Raw genomic sequence first — 21,728 nt, 5'->3', positions numbered from 1 at the left:
ATAAGCCATAATAGCCAGTTTGCAATCAATCGTCAATTATATCGCCGCGTTCTTCTTCTTTTTCACAGTCGGCGTCAAAAACCGCGGGCAGAGCTTCGTCTGACGAGGAAAGCTTCTGCACGCCGGAGAGCGCGCGGTTGATAGCCCTTGTGCGCGTGCCGGCGCGTTCAAGCTCCTTGCCGGCCTGGTCTATCTTCTGGCGCGTCTTGTCAAGCACCTCTCCGAACTTTTCAAACTCGCTCTTCACCTTGCCAAGAAGCGCCCACACCTCGGAGGAACGCTTTTCTATGGCAAGCGTCCTAAAGCCCATCTGAAGGCTGTTGAGCAGCGCGCATATAGTGGTCGGCCCCGCCGGCACGACGCGGAAGTCGCGCGACATCTGCTCGCAGAGGCCGTCTATCTGAAGCACCTCCGCATAGAGGCCCTCTATCGGCAGGTAAAGTATGCCGAAATCGGTGGTGAAGGGCGGTTCCAGATATTTGTTGCGAATATCCGCCGCCTCAGCAAGCACCCTAAGACGAAGCGCGCGGCGCGCCTCCGCCGCCTGCTGCGGCTGCGCGTTTTCAGAGGCGGTCACAAGCCGCTGATAATCTTCAAGCGGGAACTTTGAATCTATCGGCAGCAGCACTCGGCTCCCGCCATCGCCCGCGCCAGGCAGCACGACGGCAAATTCAACGCGCTCCGCGCTCCCGGGCCGCGTCGAGACGTTTTCCTCGTACTGCTCCTTCGTAAGTATTTGCGCAAGCAGCGCGCCAAGCTGCATCTCGCCCCAGCTTCCGCGCACCTTCACGTTTGCCAGCACGCGCTTTAAATCGCCTACATCCGAAGTTAGCGCACGCATCTCGCCAAGCCCCCTGTGCACCTGCTCCAGGCGTTCGGAGACTGTGGCGAAGGCCTCGCCGAGCCTCTTTTCAAGCGTAGAGTGAAGCTGCTCGTCCACGGTAGCCCGCATCTTTTCAAGCTTTTCCTCGTTGCTTTTGTAAAGCTCGGAGAGCTTTTTCTCAACCGTCTCACGCACAGCCTCGAGCTTCTCTTCGTTGAGGCGGCTTATGTCAGTCAGCTGCCCCGAAAACGCAGTAAGGCTCTCTCGCTGCATATCGCCGATCTCTTTGATGCGCCGCGCCTGTGCGTCGCCGAATATCCCGATGTTGCGCGTCTGTTCGTTTCTGTTGTCGATTGCGGACTCGCGCTGTTCCTTGCGCATCTGAGCAAGCGCCGAGCCTACGCGTTCCTCCGAATCGTCAAGACGGCCCTCCATCTTTTGCAGCCGCGTCAACAGCTCGCGCGCCGTCTGCTCCATGGCGCCCGCGCCTTCGCGAAAACGCGAAAGCGACATCACAATGTAAATGCCTGCAAGAATCAGCAGGGCGCCTATTCCCAAAAGTAAAGGCATACCACAAACACCTCCGTTATCCCGATATTATAACGCGAACTTTGTTTATCAAAGGACAAATATGAGTTATTATTGATACAGAAAGCAGCTAACAAGAAATAACGAAAAGGGAGGGTTTTATATGACGGATCGTCCTATCATAAATATACCAAGGCTCATGACAGCCTATTACACGGAAAGCCCAAATACTGGCGACAAGGCGCAGCGCGTCTCGTTCGGCACTTCGGGGCACAGAGGAACGCCTTTGAAAGGCAGCTTCAACGAGGACCATATAGCAGCCGTCTCGCAGGCCATCTGCGAATATAGGGCGGCGCGCGCCATAACGGGGCCGCTTTTTATGGGCATGGACACGCACGCGCTCTCCGAAGCGGCGCTGCGCACCGCGGCTGGCGTCTTTGCCGCAAACGGCGTAGAACTGCGTATGCAGCAAGGTTTCACCTACACGCCGACGCCCGTCATATCGCACGCGATACTTGAATGGAACAGCCAAAAGGGCGCGCCCACGGCGGACGGCGTCGTCATCACTCCGTCCCACAACCCGCCGCAGGACGGCGGTTTCAAATACAACCCGCCAAGCGGCGGTCCTGCTGGCACAGAGATAACAAAAATAATAGAAAACCGCGCAAACGATCTGCTTGACGCAAAACTCGCAGGAGTAAAACGCGTGACGTTCAAACAGGCGCTTTCCATGCAAAACGTCAAGCTCATTGATTACGTCGCGCGGTACATAGGGGGGCTGGCTGAAATAATCGACATGAAGGCGATCGCCGCCTCCGGCCTCAAAATAGGCGCGGACCCTCTCGGCGGCTCCGGCATCTTCTTCTGGGAGCCGATAGCGGAACGGTACGGCCTCGACATCGAAGTCGTCAACAAAAAGGTCGACCCGACCTTTTCCTTCATGCCGCTCGACCACGACGGCAAGATACGCATGGACTGCTCCTCTCCGTGGGCTATGGCAAACCTCGTCGCGCTTAAAGACAAATACGACATCGCCTTCGGCAACGACCCAGACTACGACCGCCACGGCATCGTAACTAAGTCCGGCCTCATGCAGCCGAACGCCTATCTCGCAGTGGCCATAGAATATCTCTTTACCCACCGAAAAGAATGGAACGGCTCCGCTATGACCGGAAAAACGCTCGTTTCAAGCTCCATGATAGACCGCGCTGCGGCCGGAGTTGGGCGCAAAGTCTACGAAGTGCCGGTAGGTTTTAAATGGTTCGTAGACGGACTGCTCACCGGAACGCTTGCCTTCGGAGGAGAAGAAAGCGCTGGCGCTTCGTTCCTTAAAAGAAACGGCACCCCCTGGAGCACGGACAAAGACGGCTTCATAATGAGCCTGCTCGCGGCCGAAATAACCGCCGTAACCGGCATGGACCCGGCGCAGCATTACGCGGCGATGACGCGGCGCTTTGGAAGCCCGCTCTACTCTCGCAAAGACGCGCCCGCGACGCGCGCAGAAAAAGAACGCCTCAAAAAGCTCTCCCCCGCCGACGTATCGGCAGAGAGCCTCGCTGGAGAAAAAATCACGGCGAAGCTGACCGCCGCACCAGGCAACGGAGCGCCGATAGACGGCCTCAAAGTAACGACGGAAAACGGCTGGTTCGCCGCGCGTCCATCCGGCACAGAAGATATCTATAAAATTTACGCGGAAAGCTTCAAGGGAGAAGAACATCTTGCCAAGATAAACGAAGAGGCCGCCGAGATAGTGGCTAATGCGATAAAATAAAAATTTTGGCATGCTGCATTAGACACAACAGACGTTCCTTTGCGCCGGTCCAGCGCCCACCCGCCGCCAACCCGTCTGTCAAAGTGTGCGGAGTTGAGTTTTATATATTTATTCTCCAGTTGCTTTGCTCTTCCTTATAAGTTTCAGACATCATCTCATAAGAAGCTCGCGGCTAGAAATATTTTCTAGCCGCGCTGTTTATTTGCGTCTCGAACGCTGCACTTCCATATCGCCATCGGATGATCGACAATACGTTTAAATTCCTCGCTGTCGCCAAAGAGCAGTTCTGGACGATATTCTTTTCTGTTAAAATCCTCCCAAAAGCTTAGTTCTTCCTTTTCAGGCGTCAATAGTTTTGATAGGTATTCAATGACCTCGTTCTGTACATAGTTTAAATTAAATTGCTCGCCTCGGCGCAGAACAGGCATTAAATCAGTTTTTATTTTATATTGCTTAAGGCGCGCAATACTGTCAAAAACAAAACTTTCCGGCACAGAGTCAGAAGCTATGGCGCTGTACAGCATCACACATTTACGAAGCATGGCCTGCTCGTTTGCCCCAAACAAATCACGCGTCAGCATATTATGAATATCATATAAATCCCTCGGCGCTGTTCTGTTGAGCAGCGCCACTATTTTTGACGCAAAAATCTCTATCGGCGCCACGCACAAAACTGTCAGACTATCGTCCAACCACTGGATGTTTACCTGTCTGCGCAAAGGTGGAAGCACATGACAGCGCATCATGTAGTTGATTTCTATTTTCAGATTGTCTTTCATTCCGCCTAAATTTTGATATTCATACACAAATGAATCCAACGCATGATAATTTTTAGACTTCAGACTTAAAGAATATCCGAAGGCTCTCATATATTTCTCAAGGCGTTCTGTAATTTTTTGACGCGTGGAGAACATTTCGTCGCGTGGGAGATTTTCTGAAAAATCGAGATCTATATCCACAGAAAGACGCGGAAGGTCCAAAATCGTAAGATTGATTGCTGTGCCCCCTTTCAAAGCAAGAAAATTTGAAAGCAGCGCGTCGTCTTCCATACATTTTAAAATATCGGCAAGGCGGCATACTTTTTCAAATGTGTCACGCACAAAACCAAGCTCACGCGCCAGCCTTCCAAAAGCCACGCGTTCAAACCGCATCATAGTCTGCCGTCCCTTTATTTAACAGTATACTTACATCGGCTGGGGCATACAGGCTCCAGACTTCATGTAAAACAAAATTGCGGCGTTCTCTTGTCAAGTATTTCTTACTCTTTGAAATATGGCGGCGGCATTCCTTAAAAAAATCATCCGGTAAATCTATTACATTGCGCAAGCCTTCGAGCAGCCAGCCACATTTTTGATAAAGAAAGCCGTTGTCATAAACGTCCAGAGCTTCAAGCAGTTTTGCCGCATCAAGCGTCGGTATGAGGGAGATACAGCGTACCGTTTCTTCAACACCCGCAATCTTTTCAAAATCGTTTATGCTGTCAACAACAGTGCGTTCGATATCGGTCACACGAACGCCCTCAGACAGCGCTGGGATCATCCGACCTTTCGAGGCCACCCTGCAATAAGAAACTCCATCAAACTCAAAATCCTGAAACCGGCTGTTTGAAGTGACATAAACTTCATATAAGACCTGATTTGAACATCCGTAATATTCAAACGCGCTGTGATGTGAGATGAAGGCATCCGCAAAAATTTGAGAACCGATTTGATAACGAGTCGGTATGGGCTGTTTTGTCTCTATGCTGATGACGGCGTAAAAATCGCGCCGCACACGTTCTATCAGACCCTTTCGCAAATAATCGCGCAGCAGCGAATGCGCCGCGGCCTCTGTGCCTGTAAGCGCAATTACATCCTCGCGTGAAAAACAGCCAAGTTCAACTAACTTTCCATAATATTTCATTTTCTCACCGCCTTCTTATTTTCATTTTTACACATAATGGTTCTTTTTTCAACTGTAATGCGTAAAAATAAAAATACCATTTCTAACAATGCAGATAACATGTCTTTTTAGCACCGTTATCTGCTTTTTTGAAAACGGTGCGCGCGGTCATTCTTTTCTTCTCTGACGCTCCTCTATAAATTTTATCGTACTTTTTTCTTTTAGGAAAAATAGATAATGCTATATTGATAATTGCATAGCGATATTCTTTTCTCGTCTCTTCTTTATTCTCATACGGCAAGTTATCATTAACTCAACGAATTGAGATATTTTTCACTAGTTAAGTTGGCATTGATATTGGGCAGACTGACAGGAGTGTTGATTTATGAAAAAAGAGACAGAAAAGAGCTTTGCCGTAGTTGACAGCGTTGAGGCGCTTGCGGCAAGGATGAACGAGGTCCGCGAAGCGCAGCGCGCATTCGCCGGATTCACACAGCAACAGGTGGACAAAATTTTTCAAGCCGCCGCAATGGCCGCAAACAAAGCCCGCATACCGCTTGCGCGCGCGGCCTTTGAAGAGACCGGCATGGGCGTGCTTGAAGACAAAGTTATAAAAAACCACTTCGCCTCAGAATATATTTACAACTATTATAAAGACGTCAAGACCTGCGGCGTCATAGACGAAGACAAATATTTCGGGACGCAGCGCATTGCGGAACCTGTGGGCGTAATAGCGGCCGTCATTCCGACGACGAACCCGACCTCTACCGCCATTTTTAAATCGCTGCTTGCTCTGAAAACGCGCAACGGGATAATCATAAGCCCGCATCCACGCGCGAAGAACGCGACGATCCTTGCCGCGCGCACCGTGCTTGACGCGGCTGTGGCGGCGGGCGCGCCGCAGAACATCATCGCGTGGGTGGACGTGCCGTCGCTTGAACTTACAAACGAAGTGATGCACAGCGCGGATATAATTCTTGCGACTGGCGGCCCCGGCATGGTGAAGGCGGCCTACTCCAGCGGCAAACCTGCGCTTGGCGTAGGGGCGGGAAATACTCCGGCGGTCATCGACACAAGCGCCGACATCAAGCTTGCCGTCAGTTCCATCATCCATTCAAAGACATTCGACAACGGCATGATCTGCGCCTCTGAGCAGTCCGTCATCGTGCTATCTACAATCTACGACGAGGTCAGGAAGGAATTTGCCGCGCGCGGCTGCTACTTCCTGAACAAGGCGGAGACGGAGCGCGTGCGCAAGACGATAATCGTAAACGGCGCGTTAAACGCGGCGATAGTAGGCCAACGCGCCTGCAAGATAGCGCAGATGGCGGGCGTTAAGGCGCCTGAAGGTTCAAAGATACTTATCGGCGAGGTCGAGAGCGTCGATATAAGCGAGGAGTTCGCGCATGAAAAGCTCTCCCCCGTCCTTGCCATGTACCGTGCGGCGGACTTTAAAGAGGCCGTCGCAAAGGCGGAGCAGCTTGTGGCGGACGGCGGTTTCGGCCACACCTCGTCGCTTTACCTGAACGCCGTCACGGAGCGCGAGAAGCTCGATTATTTCAAGGGCCGCATGAAGACGGGCCGCGTGCTTGTAAACACGCCGTCGTCGCACGGCGGCATCGGCGACATGTACAACTTCGACACAACGCCGTCGCTTACGCTGGGCTGCGGTTCATGGGGCGGCAACTCCGTCTCGGAGAACGTAGGCGTCAAACATCTGCTGAATATCAAGACCGTGGCCGAGAGGAGAGAAAATATGCTCTGGTTCCGCACACCTCAGAAAGTCTATATAAAGAAGGGCTGCCTGCCGGTGGCGCTTTGCGAACTTAAGAACGTGCTTGGCAAAAAGAAGGTCTTCATCGTGACGGACTCCTTCCTTTACAACAACGGCTATACAAAGGCAATCACTGAAAAGCTGGACGAGATGGGCATCACTCACACCACCTTCTACAACGTTGCCCCGGACCCGACGCTTGCCTGCGCCCGCGAAGGCGCGGAGGCTATGCGCGCCTTTGCCCCGGACTGCATAATCGCACTCGGCGGCGGATCGGCTATGGACGCCGGCAAGATAATGTGGGTGATGTACGAGCATCCCGAAGCTGATTTCCTTGACATGGCGATGCGTTTCGTAGACATAAGAAAACGCGTCTACACCTTCCCAAAGATGGGCGAAAAGGCATCTTTCATCGCGGTACCAACATCCGCCGGAACAGGCTCCGAAGTGACGCCGTTTGCCGTCATAACCGACGAAAAGACCGGCGTGAAGTACCCGCTTGCCGACTACGAGCTGATGCCTAACATGGCCATCGTGGACGCCGACATGATGATGGACGCGCCGAAGGGACTGACGGCCGCCTCCGGTATAGATGCGGTGACGCACGCGCTTGAGGCCTACGCCTCTATGCTCGCCTCTGAGTTCTCAGACGCAATGGCGCTGCGCGCGCTCAGGTCGATATTCGACTACCTTCCGCGCGCCTACGAAAACGGCGCAAACGACCCCACCGCGCGTGAAAAGATGGCGCACGCCGCCTCTATGGCTGGAATGGCCTTTGCGAACGCCTTCCTCGGCGTCTGCCACTCAATGGCGCACAAGCTCGGAGCCTTCCACCATCTGCCGCACGGCACGGCCAACGCCCTGATGATAGAATATGTGCTGCGTTTCAACGCAGTGGAGACGCCGCCCAAGATGGGGACATTCCCGCAGTACGCCTACCCGCACACCAAGGAGCGCTACGCGGAGGTTGCAGACTACCTGGGACTTTCCGGCAAGAACGCCGACGAGAAACTTGAGAGCCTCATCAAAGCGATAAACGACCTCAAAGAACGCGTCGGCATCAAAAAGACAATAAAAGAATACGGCATAGACGAGGCGGCCTTTCTCTCAACGCTCGACGCAATGACGGAACAGGCCTTTGACGACCAGTGCACCGGCGCCAATCCCCGTTACCCGCTGCTTTCTGAAATAAAAGAGATGTACCTTAAAGCCTACTACGGCAAATAGGAGGTAACAGAGATGAAGCTGGAAAAAATAATCGCGGTCCGCACCACAAAAACCGTTTTCCGCGACGGAGACAAATGTATAAAGGTATTTGACAAAGACCACGCAAAGGCCGCTATACTCGCGGAGGCGGCGGCTCACGCAAAGGTCGAAGAAAGCGGCCTGCGCGTTCCAAAGATACTTGAAGTGACGAAGGCCGACGGCAAATGGGCGATAGTTACCGAATACATACCGGGCAAGACGCTCGACCGCCTTATGGAAGAGGCGCCAGAAAAATTCGACGAATATATGGAACGTTTCGCCGCGGCTCATATCATGATAAACGCAAAGGACGGCGCGTCGCTTCCGAAGCTCAAAGAGCGCCTTGCGGAAAGTTTCCGCGGCGCGGAGCTCTCAAGCACCGCCATGTACGACCTGATGATCCGCATGGAATCTCTTCCCGACGGCGCCGCTCTCTGCCACGGAGATTTTGCGCCTAGCAACCTTATCGTGACGGAGGACGGATGCGACTATATAGTTGACTGGAAACGCGCCGCACAGGGCGCGCCCGCAGCCGACGCCGCGCGCACCTACCTGCTCTTCTGGCTTGCCGGAGACATAGACGGCGCTGATAAATACGCCGCGCTCTACTGCAACAAGAGCGGCCTCTCAAAATCGGATATAGAAAAATGGATACCCCTCCGCGCCGCCGAAAGGCTTTCGCTCGGAAAGGCGGAGGAGCGCGAATTTCTGCTCTACTGGGTCAACGTAGTCGATTACGAATAACGGTATGAAAGGTCGGTCTTTATTATGATAAAAATCAAAGTTTGCATCGGAAGCGCCTGTCACGTAAAAGGCTCACGCAGAGTGGTAGAGGGGCTGCAGTTCCAGATAGCCGAAAACGGACTCAAAGACAAAATAAACTTGGGCGGCGTCTTCTGCATGGGAAAATGCCAGGAGGGCGTCTGCGTTACGGTAAACGACAAATTCTGCTCCGTGGACCCCGATAAAGTCGAAGATTTTTTCAAAGACGAGGTGCTCCCGCTCACTAAATAGCGGCGCTTTTGCGGCGCGCGCACGCCGCAAACCGCGCGAAAACGCGTGTTTTGAAACTTTCTTTACAAAATAAATCAAGCGAAGCCGGACGGGCGAACAAATTTAGCCTCGTCCGCCTTCGCTTTCTGGTATTATTTTGGTCAGGTGTGGTACAATAAGATGTAACTCAAAATATATAATTCCAGAGAGGAACGATCATAATGCGTTACGTTGGCGCAGTTTCCAGAGGCATTCGCCTGCCGGTCGTCACACAGGGAGACGACATAATAAAAATAATCACAGAAAGCATAGTGAAGGCGGCTCAGTCGCCGCGCGATAAATTTGAGATGCGCAACGGAGACGTCATAGGCGTTACAGAGTCTCTCGTGGCGCGTTCACAGGGCAACTATGTCACGCTTGCGGACATTTCAAACGACGTCGCCGCAAAATTCCCCGATGGGGACGTAGCCGTCATCTGCCCCATACTTTCGCGCAACCGCTTTCATCAGCTATTGCGCGGCATGGTGGCCGGCATAAAGGGCCGCGTGCACGTTGTGCTCACCTATCCGTCGGACGAAGTGGGCAACCAGATAATCGAGCCGATGAACTACTACTTGAACAACAAAAATCTCTCCGGCGAATGCTTTGATGAAAAAGAATATTATGAGGTCTTCGGAGAATACAAGCACCCCTTCACGGGCGTGGACTACATACAGCTATACAAAAGCATCGCGCCGGAGCGCGTCAGCGTCCATTTCTCAAACAACCCGCTCTCCGCGCTGAAGTTCGCAGATCAAGTGATCGTGGCCAGCATCCACGCGCGCACGATACACCGCGACATACTGGAAAAGGGCGGAGCGAAAAAAGTCGTCACAATGGACCAGATATGCAGCGAGCCGCACCGTCCCGGCATGGGCTGGAACGAAAACTACGGCCTGCTCGGCTCAAACTACACAAACGACAATTCCGTGAAACTCTTCCCGCGCGACTGCACAGCCTTCGTCAACAAGCTCAAGGACGAGCTGAAAAAATGCTCGGGAATAGATACGGAGGTGCTCGTCTACGGAGACGGCGCCTTCAAAGACCCGGTATGCGGTATATGGGAGCTGGCGGACCCTGTAGTCTCGCCTGGCTTCACCGACGGCCTAAGCGGAATGCCCAAAGAAATCAAATTAAAATACGTAGCGGACAACGCAAGCGGCGGGAATCCCGAAGAGGCCGTCAAAGAGGCGATACGCGCAAAAGGCGCGCTCGACCGTTTCGGCCATTCGACGCTCGGCACGACGCCGCGCCGCCTGACCGACCTCATAGGCTCGCTCTGCGACCTCACCTCCGGCTCCGGCGACAAGGGCACGCCCGTAATATACATACAGGGCTATTTCGACAACTACCTCGATGACTGAGCTTGAAAACACGCTCCCGTTCAGCGGCATCGACCCGCGCGGGCGCGTGAAATTCTCCGTGCTGCTGGAGATGTTCCAGCAGATGGCCGACATTGACGCCTCAAAGTACGGGCTTTCCGTGCGCCAGACGCTTGCGCACAACATGACGTGGGTGCTGCGGAAATACCGCGTGGACCTTGAAAGCTGCCCCACAAAGGAAAGCGGCGCCATCAGGATAAAAACCTACGCGGAGACGTACCGCAACCTCTTTTCTTTGAGAAGTTTCAAGCTGTGGGACGCGCAGGGGAAATTCCTCGGCTCGGCCTACACATGGTGGGTGCTCATAGACATTGAAAAACAGCGCCCGATTCGGCTTGACAGGTGCGAGCTTATGGCTCCGCTTTTTGGAAAAATATCCGACGCGCTGCCGCAGGATCCAAAGATAGAGGAGCTTGACGCGCCCGACATCGAAGAGACGTGGAAGGTGCGCTGGCAGGACCTCGACGTAAACGACCACACGAACCACACCGTCTATTTCAGCTGGGCGCTCGACACTGTGCCGGAGGCGGTGCCGATGGAGATGGCGCCGCATTTTGTGGAGGGAGAATATATCCACCCCATCCCCAAAACGCGAGTGCGCTGCCTGACGCAGGAAATACCCGCGGACGGCGGGCGTTCTTTTCTGCACTCCATCCGCCATCTGACAGACGACACAGAGTACGCCAAATTCCTGTCACGCTGGCGATAAGCCGTTGCCGCGCCGGACAACCGGCACAACAGACGAACACCGAGCCGCCGAAAGGCGGTTCTTTTTTTGCCCCGTTTCGTATAGAATGGTATTATTGTGACAACTACGCGAGATTAAATTTTGGGAGGGCAAAACTATGGGCGCGGGGAGAAAAGGCTTCACCCTTGTGGAGCTGCTTATCGTAATAATCATAATAGGCATACTGGCCGGGATGATGATGCTGGCGACCACAGGCGTCATCGCCAAGGCGGAGGCTACAAGGATAGTGTCGAACCTGAGGACTCTGAAAAGCGCGGTCATCATGTATCAGCTAGAAAACGGAAAATTGCCGATGGACACAAGAATATTTATGGGGTCACCCAATTCGCTGGATAAATATCTGGACGGCGCAAAGCTAGGCAACGCCTATTATGTCGGAAAACTCTCTAACGATCTCTGGGTCGCCTATGCCGGCCACATCGACGAACCGAAAAATGGAACAGATAGCGACGTATGGCGTCAATTAGAGAAAATGGCGGAAAAGACAGGCATCGACATACAAGTGCCACCCGAGGCGCGCTACTATTTAGAAAGTTCCCGCTGAACATTTTACGCCCTCTCTGCAATCTGTTATAATTCATTCAATCGGTTGCATAAAGAGGTGCTGGTTTCGCATGAAGGTCACTATGCAGGAGGTCGCGGAGCGCGCCGGCGTTGACAAGGCTACTGTCAGCAGGGTGCTGCGCGGCGACCACAGAATTTCCGAAAAGACGAAAATAAAGGTGATGGAGAGCGTGCGGGCGCTGGATTACAGGCTCGACCGCAGCGCTCGCAGCCTCTCCACGCATAAAAGCGGGCTGGTCGGCGTCGTCGTAGGCGACCTGAACAGGCCGTGGCTCGGCGCCTTTCTCGCGGGGCTTGACCGCGCCTTTTCAAACTCTTCCTATGAAATTTTACTGAAATCGACGCAAAACAATCCCCTGCGTGCAAAAAATGTAAGAAGTTCCCTTTACGAGCGACACGCCGAGGGTATAGTCTGGTGTGATGCCGCAAGTTTCCCGGACGAGCTGAACGTCCCCGCCGTCACCTTCGGATTCAAAGCGCCGGACTGCTGCTCCGTCACAATGGAGGAGAGCTCCGACGAACCGACATTCGAGACGGGGGTGCTCGCCGGACGGCTGATTTTGCAGCTTGTGACGGGCAGGCCGATCCCGGGACGCGAGATCGTCGTAAAAAGTTCAAAGGAGTAACAAAAAGACAGGTGAAATTTGCAAAACTATATGTGCCCATCATTGCCATAATTTTTATTTTAGCGGCCGCCGGCGCGGGCCGCGCCGCGAAGCTTGACCTGAACGCAGTCCGCGGCCCGAAGATAGAAGAGGTCGCCATGCTCATAATAGCAAACCCCGACGCGCAGATAATGGCGGCGGAGGCCGGAGAACTCGACATTTTGAGCGACATCGCGCGCCCCTCCGACATAGACCGGCTGAGCACGAATAAAAACATAGAACTCTCGCTTGCGCGGGGTATGCACGCCTTTTTCCTGATTTTGAACGACGCGTCGATACCGTGGAAGGACAAGGATCTGCGCCGCGCCGCCGCGATGTCGATAGACAGAAACAGCATCGTGCGCATGATCTTCTCCGGCTACTGCGAACCTATCAATTCGTGGCTTCCTCCCGTTTCTCCGTGGGCGCTGCCAAACAGCACGGAGGACATATACGACCCTCAGGCGGCGCGCGCGCTGCTCAAGAAAAAAGGCTACAGATGGGACATCGCGGGAACGCTTGTCGCGCCAAACGGCCATGCGCTCGCGCCCATGAAGCTTATGACGCCTATGGCGCGCGTAGCGCCTACTACGGCGGAGCTTGCAGAGCTTATCGCGGACTCTCTGCGCGCCGTAGGCTTTCCGGTCGAGGTGGACCCTATAGATTTTTCCGCGCTCATATCGCGCCTCGACAGGAAGGATTTTTCAATGGCGGTGCTTGCGTGGAGCATGGGCCGCGACCCTGATTCCCTTTTCAGCTTTTATCACAGCTCAATGAGCGTCGAGGGCGGCTACAACGTAAGCGGCATAAAAGACAAGCGGCTGGACGCCTCTCTTTCCGCGCTGCGTTTCGCGCCGGACAAGGCGGCGGCGCAGGCGGCGTCGGCTCGCGCGCAGCGGCTGCTGCTTGAATTGATGCCGACCGTGCCCATCTACAGCCGCATCTCCGTCTCCGCCGTCTCAAAAAAATGGAAGAATATCTTTTCCACAGATAAGATGACGGCGGACAACGTCTGGACGCTGCTTACGGCGGAGCCGCGCGACGGAAAAATGCGCCCGCTCGTGATGCTGCTGCCGGAAGAGCCGCGCAATCTGAACCCATTCTCCGCCTCGTCCGCCTATTCGTGGCAGGTGCTTGGGATGATCTACGAATCTATGACCGGCGTCGACCCGTATACGCTTGAAAACATGCCGGCCATCGCGGAGTCGTGGCAGGTGCGCACGATAAACGACAAGGCGGGCGCTCATACGGAGCTCGTCTTTAAGATAAAAAAGGGCCTTAAATGGAGCGACGGAAGCCGCCTTTCCGCGCGCGACATAAAAGCGACGGCGGAGTTCCTGCAAAAAAACAAGATACCTCGCTTCTTTGACGCGGTAAAAAATATAAAAAGCATAGACGCCCCGGACGACCTTACGCTGCGCGTCTCGATGAACGGCGTGAGCTACTGGTATCTCGACAACATCGCGGGGCTTCCCTGCCTTCCCAAAAAGGTCGTGGACAAAATAAAGGATTGGCAGAACTGGGACCCGCTCGATAAAAAAGAAAAATACGGCCCATACGGCCTGGTCGGCAGCGGCCCGTTCACGCTGAAAAATTACAAGCCCGGCGAATATGTGATAATGCGGCGCAACCCCAATTTTAGAATGTTAAAAGGCGGCGCGAAATGAGCTGGCGGTGGCTTTTAAAACGCGCGCTTTCATCCGTCGTAGTGCTCGCCGCGGTGCTTGTGCTGAATTTCGTCCTCTTCCGGCTCATGCCGGGAGACGCCGTAAGCACAATAATAGACCCGTCGTTCTCGCCTGAGGCGAAGGCCAACCTGCGCGCCATATACGGGCTTGACAAGCCCATGTGGGAACAGTTCGCGCTCTATCTGCGCCAGATGCTCACCTTCCAGTTCGGGCTTTCATTCCTCAGCAGAAAGCCTGTCTGGGACGAGCTTCTTTCGCGTCTGCCCGTGACGCTGACTCTCACCGTAAGCTCTATGATAATTTCCGCGGCGCTTGGAATATGGCTTGGCATCAAGGCGGCGATTGACCGCGGAAAGCTCGCGGAGCGCATCGTGCTGCGCGCAAGCGCCGTCACCTCGTCGTTCCCAAGCTTTTTCGTGCAGCTCGTGCTGCTTATGATATTCGCGAAGGCGCTGCCTATTTTCCCGCTGCGCGGCACGCTCTCCGTGCCCTCTCCGCAGGGCTTCCTGAACGTGATAGCCGACTACGGCTGGCACATGGCGCTGCCTGTGCTGTCGCTTGCGCTGATGGGCTTCGGCGGCTGGGCGCTCTACGTGCGCAACCTCATGGTGCGCGCGCTCAACGAAGATTTCGCGCTGATGGCTCGCGCCCGCGGGCTTTCAAAAAGCCGCGTCGTCTGGCACGCCTTCCGCACCATCCTGCCGCCGATACTTACGATACTGCTGATGTCCGTACCAGGCCTCGTCTCTGGCGCGGTCATCACGGAATCCGTCTTTTCGCTGCACGGCGTCGGCACCTTCCTGCTTGACGCGGTATCTGGAAACGACTACCCCAGCGCGGGCGCGGCCTTTTATCTGCTTGCGCTCATCACCGTCTTCTGCAATCTTCTCGCGGACGCGGCCTACGGCCTCGTGGACCCGCGCGTGCGCGTGGAGGGCCGGATGCAATGAAGGAGATACTTACAAGAAAAAGCGTCATAGCCTTCATATTGATCTCGCTCATAGGCGCGGCGGGGCCGTTTTTACTCCCGCAGTCTCCATACACGCTGGCTGGCGCTCCGTTTGCGCGTCCCGTCTGGTGGCGTGCGGGCACCCTCTCCGCAACGCAAAGCTACGAAACGAAGCTGAACGGCGTGGAGATAGACTGGAACTGCGGGCCTCCTGCGATATTTTCGCTAACAGGCAAAATTGAGGCGGCACGCGGCGCCGCGGTAAAAATAATCTGGCGCACGCCGGAAGGCGACATCCTGCTTGACGAACTTAGCGGCAGCGCCGTCTACTGGATAAACATGGACGGGCGCGACATGATCTTCAAACAACGCATCGGGCTGCCCCTTGTCAGCAAAAGCACATCGCGCCTCTTCCCCACGCACGGCAAGTACAGCCTTCACGTCACAGGAGCGGCGCGCGCGGAGCTTTCGCTCTCGCTGCCCGGAGAGCGTCAGGGGCTGCTCGGCACCGACCAGCGCGGCCGCGACGTCTTTACGCTGCTCATCTACGGCATACGCACCTCGCTCATCATCGGCATTGCGGCGACTGTCATAGCGAGCCTGCTGGGCATGGGCTTCGGACTGGCGGCGGGCTACATCGGCGGCTGGTGCGACGCGCTCATCATGCGGTTTGTAGACATCCTTCTTTCCATTCCGACGCTGCCCATCCTCATGGTGCTCGCCGGCATCTGGGGAAAGGGCCTCTGGCAGCTCGTTCTGATACTTTCGATATTCTCATGGATGGGGACGGCGCGCTCTATACGCGCGCTGGTGCTGACGGTGCGCGAGAGCCCGTGGGTCGAGGCGCTGCGCGCGCTTGGCGCAAAACGCGGCTATATCCTGCGGCGCCACCTCGTGCCGGAGACGGCGCCTATACTGCTTGCAAACATCGCGCTTGGAGTGCCCGGCGCGATACTCTCCGAGGCCGGGCTTGCCTTCCTTGGCCTCTCCGATCCGCGCCTCATCTCATGGGGGCGAATGCTGCACGAAGCGCACTCCTTCGGAGCCTTCACGGAGGGCGCGTGGTGGCTGCTGCTGCCTCCGGGCCTTGGCATAGTGGCGGTCTGTCTCATATTTTTGGATATGGGGAAATTCCTGGAGGAAAAGATAGATCCGAGGCTCAACGCGAAATGATGCTAGAAATAAAAAACCTAAACGTCACATACAACGTAAAAGAGAGCTCATCGGCGGACGGCCGTGCCGTCCGTGACCTGTCGCTTTCGCTGCCGGAAGAATCCTTCAGCGCCCTCATCGGAGAATCAGGAAGCGGCAAAAGCACCGTGCTGATGACGCTGCTTGGGCTGCTTCCGTCCGGCGCTTTCGCAAGCGGCGAAATATCATACAGGGGAAACAACATATTGAACGCGCCGGAAGAGACGCTGGCGCGGCTGCGCCAGCGTGAGATCGCGCTCATACCGCAGGGGGCGCTGAACTCATTCACGCCCGTAATAACCATAGGCCGGCACATAGAAGAGGTGCTTTATGTCCATCTCGGACTAAAGGGCGACGGCGCGCGTCAGAGGATAACGGAGCTGCTTGCCGAAGTCGAGCTTCCGGCGGATACGGCGCGACGCTACCCGCACGAACTATCCGGCGGGCAGAAGCAGCGCGCCGCCATAGCGCTTGCGCTTTCATGCGCGCCAAAGCTTGTGCTGGCGGACGAGCCTACGACGGCGCTCGACGTCATAACGCAGGCCGCCATATTAAAGCTGCTGGAGCGCCTGCGCCGCGACAAAAAGCTCACAGTGCTGCTCGTCACTCACGACCTGCCGCTTGCCGCCTCCGCCTGCGACATGCTCTTTGTGATGAAGGACGGACGGCTCATCGAAAACGGCAGCCCGAAAAATCTAATAGAAGCACCGCGCGAGGCGCACACAAAGGCGCTAATTGCGGCGATGCTGTAGGTGAACGATATGACCGCGACCACGGAAAACAACAAAGCAGTCGAGATAAAAGGACTTACGATAGATTTCAAATCACGAGGCGCACAACATAAAAACCGCGCGATAGACGGCCTCGAACTTATGCTTGAAAGGGGCGGAACGCTCTCCATCGTGGGGGAATCGGGCAGCGGCAAAAGCACGCTACTACGCGCCGTGATGGCGCTCATCCCTCCCACGTCGGGCACAGTCTCCCTCTTTGGCCGCGACACGGCGAAACTTTCAGCCTCCGAGCTAAGAGCTCTGCGCAGGCGCTGCGGCTATGTCCCGCAGGACCCGTACGGCGCGCTGCCGCCGGGCCTCTCCGTAATAGAGGCGGTCATGGAGCCGGAGGTCATAGCAAACGTGCGCGGCTCAAAAGAAGAACGCAGAGCCCGCGCGCAGTCGCTGCTTGCCGAGGTAGGGCTCACAGACGAAAGGATATTGAACTCACGCGCCGTCGGCCTCTCCGGGGGCCAACGCCAGCGCGTGGAGCTTGCGCGCGCTCTGACGCTTTGTCCCGAGCTGCTTTTGTGCGACGAGCCAACCTCAATGCAGGACGCCTCCACGCGCGGCGAAATAATAGAGGTGCTGCGCCGCCGCACGGAGGCGGGAATGTCGATGCTCTTCGTTACGCACGACCTGCTGCTTGCCGCGCGCGCCGCAAAAAACATCATAGTGCTAAAAGATGGAAAGCTATGCGAAAGCGGAGCCGCCTGCGAAGTGCTGAAAAATCCGCGCCACCCTTACACAAGGGCGCTGCTTGACGCGCTGCCGAAATTCGCCTGACGGCGCGGTCATTTTTTTATCAGCGCACTGCAAAAACTTCTTCCGCAGCTCCGCCTTACGATAAAAAGAGGCCGCCTTCGGCGTAGAATCTTTCCGAAGGCGGCGCGTTGTTTATTTATCAGCCGTCGTTTACTTAAGCGACGTGATCACATTTTCTATCGCCCGCAGCGCGTCCGGCGGGAGCGCGTCGATGCCGCCCTTTTCCGTGTCGCGTGATTTTATAAAGGCGAGGCGGTCGTTCATCCTGTTTGTAAACTGCTGCTTATAGGTCCAGTCGGTAAAGTCGGGAACAAAGCCGGGAACCTCCATAAGCTCCATCCCAGGGACGCCGCCGAAGCTCTTCCATTCTGCCTTCCCCTCGACTATAGATTCGAGGATGGAAAGCGTCGTGTTCTTTTCGACCTTCTTGTCCATGAACGAGCCGGTATTTATGATGTAACACTCCACTCCGTCCTCAAAGAGCGTGCGGAAGCGGATGTAGTCCATAGCAAGCGGATAGGTGCGGAACGGGTTTGCGTAGCTTTCGATGACGAGCGCGTCCGGGTCGATGCCGGGGGCGAGGCGCTCAGCCGAAGTGCGCTTCGTGGCCAGCGTCGAACCCATAACAGAGGCAAGCGCGGGGCCTGTAAGCTTGACGACGGGGGGCAGAGTCGGGTCCTTCATCAGCCAGCAAATGGCGTTGAGCGGCTCGTCGATGCGGTCTATCCTGTTCGGCGACCAGAAGCGCGACTTCACGGCGCGTCCGTTGCCGTTGCGGATGTCTTCGCTGACGACGACTGTTTTGCCGTCTTCCATGACTGTGACGCCGCAGTTCTGCAATGAAAGCAGATACTTATTGTCTGGGCAGCCTATCGGGTAATCCTGCATCTTGTCAAAGTAGGCCGGTTCAAGCGCTATCGCGTATTTGTCCTTGACGTTGATGATAACGGCGTCGTCGTGCAGCACCGTCACGTCGTATTTATCGTTGTGCTTCGCGTGAGTGATGGTGGACTTTCCAGAGCCGGAGAGACCGAATACCGCGAGGACGTATTTTTTGTCGCTGCCGTCCTTAAGCTTGTAACGTTTCAGTCCGCCGTGGCATGAGGCGTATCCGTTGCGCGCGGCGGCTCCCCAGGCGAGCGTCAGCGTCCCCTTCTTGAACTCGCCGAAATAGCGCATTCCAAGGATGGCGGCGCAGTTCTGCTCTGGCGAGAAGAAGGCGAGACCAAGCGGATAGTCGGGGTGCGTCCAATATGGGTCTGTGTAGACGAAAAGGTCTCCGTCGTTTGGCAGGTCGCGCGAGTTCGCGTAACGTTTAGCGTACTCTTCGTTCAGATACTGGAAGTTCAGCATCCAACTGTAAAGGTTGTTTTCAAAGCCCTCTGGGGTCATAAGGTGCGCTTTGACCATGAAGTCCTCGTCAAGGCCGATCACCGCCTGCGCTGAATAGAAGCGGCGGAAACGCCCGTTGTGTATGGCCTCGCGGATAAGAGTCGCCATTTCCGGCACAGATACGCCGGGCTGGCCCGTTATCCTGCGCGCCGCGGCGCAGCGTCCAAAGATCGCACCGTCGTTAAAAAGCAGAACGTTTGAATCTTCAGGGAGTCCAAGCTCCGTGGGGCGAAATACGGGCATACCGGTCAGCTCGACAGTTCCCGGGCTGTTTTTTGCAATGTCGTAAGCCATCTTAAGGTCGTCTGCCGGAGTTACATTGTTGCCATAGAAGGCCGTCTCGATGGTTGTTCTGATTGGTGTGGCGTTGAGTCTTTTAAAGCTCTCCAAATCTACAAAATGACCCTGCGTTGCCATGAAAAATTTCCTCCTCAAAGTTCTGTCCATATTAAGCTGAATATCGTTACTTTAAGAAAAAAGTAACAAACACTTTACATTACCCGCACACAGGTGTAGCATACAACTTTAATTTAAATTGACAAGAGTTTGGAGATAAAACCGACAATTTCAGAATATTAAAAAAGCGGCCCGCCAAAAAAACGCGGGCCGCGTGAAATTCAGGTTCTTATTTGGTGCAGTCGTTACTTAAGTTTGATGGTGTAGCCGAGCGAAACGATCTGAGTAAGGCCGTCGTGCAGATGCGCCGAGGTGAAGTCCATATTGCCTACATGCGAATATACGTCTCTTGTGCCAGCCCATATCGCGCTGTAGGCAAAGGCCAACTCGCCGTTCGCGTTCGGACGATATTTAAAGCCTATGCTTCCCCTGTGGCGGTCGCCTGTGGGAACGGTGAAATCCATCGTGTCGTAGGGAACGGGGCTCTGGTCAAAGACATAACCGCCCATAATGCTCCACTTATCGCTCAGTTTATGCTCAATGCCTACTCCAAGGCGCCACGAGGCCTTCCAGTCTTTTCTTGCGAGCGCAGGCGTGTTCTTGAGCGCGGCGGCGTCAAAATAGATGTCGAGGTTGTCATAGGTGGCCCAGTTCGTCCAAACAGCGCTCAATTCCATTCTCGTTCTGTCGTTGAACTTATGGCCCAAACCTATGGTGATGGAATCAGGCAGCGTGACGGTTCCATGCGAGCCGGATGTACGGGGAAGGCCGGCAAGCAGTTGTTTGCCAACAGCCGGGTTTGCGGCCATCAGGGCCCTGCCGTATGGAGTCATGGAATAATCAAAATCTGTGTCGGCATCCATCGTATGCTTGACCCTCGCGCGATACATAACGGCCATAGAGGTCTTGGGTGTGAAATCGTACATGAGGGAGGCGACCCAGCCTATGCTCGTAGTGTCGCCCTGTAAATCGGAGTGCGTATCCGCAAGATATGACGATTTAGATGCGCCAAATTTGCTCAGGTCTTTTATCAAGGGAACGTCCTTTTTCATCCTAAGCTCAATGTAGTTGATGTCCAGCCCGACGCCCATCGACAGTTTGTCGTTGATCTTAAAGGCATAGGTCGGCTGAAGCGTTAGGCCCTTTATTCCAGAATAGACCGTGTCGTAGCGTCCCGGCCACATATCATCGTACTCTATCTGGTTGCCGTAGCGCGCGAAGAGGGCGAGGCCCCACCATGAATTTTTACCGGCTTTTTGCGCGTAATAGAAATAAGGAATAACTGCGGGGCTGTATTCGTTGTCCCAATCCTGTTCCGGTTTGCCCATAAAGTTGAATGAGCTGGAAACCGCCGGGTTGACCCAGCTTGTACCAATGCTCATATATTTTCCGTCCAGCTTTGTTATCTGGGCCGGGTTGTAGGCGAGCACGGCCGGGTCGTTTTCGCCGAACATGTAGGCCTCTCCCATAGCGGTTCCCGACGCGCTCCACTCATAGACGCCGAAGCCTTCCGCAAATGCCGCCGTCTGCGCCGCGCAAAGGAGGGCCAAAGCGCAGGCAATACCTTTCAAAATCTTCAAATGAACACGATCCTCTCTGTATTTCTAGTTTATTTTCCCAAAATTTGGGTGCTTCTGCCCCAGGCTGGGGGTGATAACGGAAATTTCGATGCTTACGTCTGTGCCGGAAGAATAATAAGAGGTGAAGTCCGCAAGCGTGCGTGATTCAAGATAACGAAAGAGAGCGCGCGAAAGCTCGTCGACCATGTCGCCGATGAAACATTTGTGCTCTCGGCAGCCGGCCAAGCTGCATCCCCTCGCTTCAAAGGGGCCGCCCAAAAGGACAAAAATAGAATAAAGCGGCGTCTCCGCGGGCACGCAGTTCAGCTTGTAACCGCCGCCCGGGCCTCGAACAGATTTTATAAGGCCGCCTTTGTTGAGGCGCTGCAAAACTTTTGAAAGATGAGGCTCCGTCGTACCGAGCAGCGCGGCCACCTGCTGCGTCGTGAGACACCTGTCAGGTTCCTGAGCAAGTTCGCCCAGTGCGTGCAGGCCAAGAAGCAGCGGTTCCGGCAGGTCTACGATTGGATTCAGCTTAATTTCCCCTTTCCCAAAGATATAATGGAATAATGGATATTTTATTCCACTTTATTACAAGGGTCAAGCGGAATTTTTGATTTTTATCA

Annotated in this window: 18 protein-coding genes and 1 pseudogene; 13 read left to right on the top strand and 6 right to left on the bottom strand. The window is 54.9% G+C overall.

Annotated features, from left to right (window positions below):
- Positions 1–25 precede the first annotated feature (25 nt).
- A complete protein-coding gene (rmuC, locus tag RRY12_03310) occupies positions 26–1,393 on the bottom strand; it encodes a DNA recombination protein RmuC (protein MEG2183683.1) in 1,368 nt (455 codons plus the stop codon).
- Between the two features lie 115 nt (positions 1,394–1,508).
- On the opposite strand from rmuC, the pseudogene pgm reads away from it, so the two are divergent.
- Positions 1,509–3,122 (top strand): annotated as a pseudogene (gene pgm, locus RRY12_03305) (phosphoglucomutase (alpha-D-glucose-1,6-bisphosphate-dependent)).
- Positions 3,123–3,307: 185 nt separating this feature from the next.
- Here pgm and RRY12_03300 read toward each other — a convergent pair.
- Both RRY12_03300 and RRY12_03295 read right to left on the bottom strand, forming a co-directional pair.
- Entirely contained in the window at positions 3,308–4,276 is a 969-nt protein-coding gene (locus RRY12_03300; GenBank protein ID MEG2183682.1) for a nucleotidyl transferase AbiEii/AbiGii toxin family protein, read from the bottom strand.
- Positions 4,263–5,024: a type IV toxin-antitoxin system AbiEi family antitoxin domain-containing protein gene (locus RRY12_03295; protein MEG2183681.1), complete on the bottom strand. Its 762-nt coding sequence runs from the start codon at positions 5,022–5,024 to the stop codon at positions 4,263–4,265. The genes RRY12_03300 and RRY12_03295 overlap by 14 nt, the downstream gene beginning before the upstream one ends.
- A 364-nt stretch (positions 5,025–5,388) precedes the next feature.
- On the opposite strand from RRY12_03295, the gene adhE reads away from it, so the two are divergent.
- The 12 genes from adhE to RRY12_03235 all read left to right on the top strand — a co-directional run bounded on the left by adhE (position 5,389) and on the right by RRY12_03235 (position 17,776).
- Positions 5,389–8,004, top strand: a complete 2,616-nt coding sequence (gene adhE / locus RRY12_03290; GenBank protein ID MEG2183680.1) for a bifunctional acetaldehyde-CoA/alcohol dehydrogenase — start codon at positions 5,389–5,391, stop codon at positions 8,002–8,004.
- 12 nt (positions 8,005–8,016) lie between these two features.
- Positions 8,017–8,766, top strand: a complete 750-nt coding sequence (locus RRY12_03285; GenBank protein MEG2183679.1) for a phosphotransferase — start codon at positions 8,017–8,019, stop codon at positions 8,764–8,766.
- Between the two features lie 24 nt (positions 8,767–8,790).
- Positions 8,791–9,036, top strand: a complete 246-nt coding sequence (locus tag RRY12_03280) for a (2Fe-2S) ferredoxin domain-containing protein (GenBank protein ID MEG2183678.1) — start codon at positions 8,791–8,793, stop codon at positions 9,034–9,036.
- A gap of 200 nt (positions 9,037–9,236) precedes the next feature.
- On the top strand, positions 9,237–10,418 hold the full coding sequence (locus RRY12_03275; protein ID MEG2183677.1) for a coenzyme F420-0:L-glutamate ligase: 1,182 nt from the start codon (positions 9,237–9,239) through the stop codon (positions 10,416–10,418).
- On the top strand, positions 10,411–11,145 hold the full coding sequence (locus RRY12_03270) for a thioesterase (protein MEG2183676.1): 735 nt from the start codon (positions 10,411–10,413) through the stop codon (positions 11,143–11,145). Before RRY12_03275 ends, RRY12_03270 begins: the two co-directional genes overlap by 8 nt.
- Positions 11,146–11,281: 136 nt before the next feature.
- Positions 11,282–11,728, top strand: a complete 447-nt coding sequence (locus RRY12_03265) for a prepilin-type N-terminal cleavage/methylation domain-containing protein (protein MEG2183675.1) — start codon at positions 11,282–11,284, stop codon at positions 11,726–11,728.
- A 70-nt stretch (positions 11,729–11,798) separates the two neighbouring features.
- Positions 11,799–12,374 carry a LacI family DNA-binding transcriptional regulator gene (locus tag RRY12_03260; GenBank protein MEG2183674.1) on the top strand — a complete coding sequence of 192 codons (576 nt, stop codon included), beginning with the start codon at positions 11,799–11,801 and terminating at the stop codon, positions 12,372–12,374.
- An 11-nt stretch (positions 12,375–12,385) separates the two neighbouring features.
- Entirely contained in the window at positions 12,386–14,059 is a 1,674-nt protein-coding gene (locus RRY12_03255; GenBank protein ID MEG2183673.1) for an ABC transporter substrate-binding protein, read from the top strand.
- Positions 14,056–15,030 carry an ABC transporter permease gene (locus tag RRY12_03250; protein ID MEG2183672.1) on the top strand — a complete coding sequence of 325 codons (975 nt, stop codon included), beginning with the start codon at positions 14,056–14,058 and terminating at the stop codon, positions 15,028–15,030. Before RRY12_03255 ends, RRY12_03250 begins: the two co-directional genes overlap by 4 nt.
- Positions 15,027–16,202, top strand: coding sequence for an ABC transporter permease (locus RRY12_03245; GenBank protein MEG2183671.1), 1,176 nt, complete (start codon positions 15,027–15,029; stop codon positions 16,200–16,202). The genes RRY12_03250 and RRY12_03245 overlap by 4 nt, the downstream gene beginning before the upstream one ends.
- The gene (locus RRY12_03240; protein MEG2183670.1) at positions 16,199–16,972 is read left to right on the top strand and encodes an ABC transporter ATP-binding protein; all 774 of its coding nucleotides are present in this window, start codon (positions 16,199–16,201) and stop codon (positions 16,970–16,972) included. Before RRY12_03245 ends, RRY12_03240 begins: the two co-directional genes overlap by 4 nt.
- A gap of 9 nt (positions 16,973–16,981) precedes the next feature.
- Positions 16,982–17,776 (top strand): ABC transporter ATP-binding protein, encoded by a 795-nt coding sequence (locus RRY12_03235; protein MEG2183669.1) that lies wholly within the window; start codon positions 16,982–16,984, stop codon positions 17,774–17,776.
- A 129-nt stretch (positions 17,777–17,905) separates the two neighbouring features.
- On the opposite strand, the gene RRY12_03230 is transcribed toward RRY12_03235, so the two are convergent.
- The 3 genes from RRY12_03230 to RRY12_03220 all read right to left on the bottom strand — a co-directional run bounded on the left by RRY12_03230 (position 17,906) and on the right by RRY12_03220 (position 21,585).
- The gene (locus RRY12_03230; protein ID MEG2183668.1) at positions 17,906–19,564 is read right to left on the bottom strand and encodes a phosphoenolpyruvate carboxykinase (ATP); all 1,659 of its coding nucleotides are present in this window, start codon (positions 19,562–19,564) and stop codon (positions 17,906–17,908) included.
- A gap of 224 nt (positions 19,565–19,788) precedes the next feature.
- Positions 19,789–21,123 (bottom strand): outer membrane protein transport protein, encoded by a 1,335-nt coding sequence (locus RRY12_03225; GenBank protein ID MEG2183667.1) that lies wholly within the window; start codon positions 21,121–21,123, stop codon positions 19,789–19,791.
- A gap of 24 nt (positions 21,124–21,147) precedes the next feature.
- On the bottom strand, positions 21,148–21,585 hold the full coding sequence (locus RRY12_03220; protein ID MEG2183666.1) for an Rrf2 family transcriptional regulator: 438 nt from the start codon (positions 21,583–21,585) through the stop codon (positions 21,148–21,150).
- Positions 21,586–21,728: the final 143 nt, after the last annotated feature.

The organism is Cloacibacillus sp. (assembly GCA_036655895.1).
GTDB lineage: Bacteria > Synergistota > Synergistia > Synergistales > Synergistaceae > JAVVPF01.
Note: the sequence above shows the minus strand (reverse complement) of the source record. Positions and strands in the feature narration are given on the sequence as shown.

What these genes read in the sequence shown, in the direction of transcription:
- RRY12_03260 (MEG2183674.1), top strand. Translation starts at nt 11,799, where the DNA reads ATGAAGGTCACTATGCAGGAGGTCGCGGAGCGCGCCGGCGTTGACAAG.
- RRY12_03250 (MEG2183672.1), top strand. Translation starts at nt 14,056, where the DNA reads ATGAGCTGGCGGTGGCTTTTAAAACGCGCGCTTTCATCCGTCGTAGTG.
- RRY12_03240 (MEG2183670.1), top strand. Translation starts at nt 16,199, where the DNA reads ATGATGCTAGAAATAAAAAACCTAAACGTCACATACAACGTAAAAGAG.
- RRY12_03280 (MEG2183678.1), top strand. Translation starts at nt 8,791, where the DNA reads ATGATAAAAATCAAAGTTTGCATCGGAAGCGCCTGTCACGTAAAAGGC.
- RRY12_03285 (MEG2183679.1), top strand. Translation starts at nt 8,017, where the DNA reads ATGAAGCTGGAAAAAATAATCGCGGTCCGCACCACAAAAACCGTTTTC.
- rmuC (MEG2183683.1), bottom strand. Translation starts at nt 1,393, where the DNA reads ATGCCTTTACTTTTGGGAATAGGCGCCCTGCTGATTCTTGCAGGCATT.
- RRY12_03230 (MEG2183668.1), bottom strand. Translation starts at nt 19,564, where the DNA reads ATGGCAACGCAGGGTCATTTTGTAGATTTGGAGAGCTTTAAAAGACTC.
- RRY12_03235 (MEG2183669.1), top strand. Translation starts at nt 16,982, where the DNA reads ATGACCGCGACCACGGAAAACAACAAAGCAGTCGAGATAAAAGGACTT.
- RRY12_03265 (MEG2183675.1), top strand. Translation starts at nt 11,282, where the DNA reads ATGGGCGCGGGGAGAAAAGGCTTCACCCTTGTGGAGCTGCTTATCGTA.
- RRY12_03300 (MEG2183682.1), bottom strand. Translation starts at nt 4,276, where the DNA reads ATGATGCGGTTTGAACGCGTGGCTTTTGGAAGGCTGGCGCGTGAGCTT.
- RRY12_03245 (MEG2183671.1), top strand. Translation starts at nt 15,027, where the DNA reads ATGAAGGAGATACTTACAAGAAAAAGCGTCATAGCCTTCATATTGATC.
- RRY12_03275 (MEG2183677.1), top strand. Translation starts at nt 9,237, where the DNA reads ATGCGTTACGTTGGCGCAGTTTCCAGAGGCATTCGCCTGCCGGTCGTC.
- RRY12_03270 (MEG2183676.1), top strand. Translation starts at nt 10,411, where the DNA reads ATGACTGAGCTTGAAAACACGCTCCCGTTCAGCGGCATCGACCCGCGC.
- RRY12_03295 (MEG2183681.1), bottom strand. Translation starts at nt 5,024, where the DNA reads ATGAAATATTATGGAAAGTTAGTTGAACTTGGCTGTTTTTCACGCGAG.
- adhE (MEG2183680.1), top strand. Translation starts at nt 5,389, where the DNA reads ATGAAAAAAGAGACAGAAAAGAGCTTTGCCGTAGTTGACAGCGTTGAG.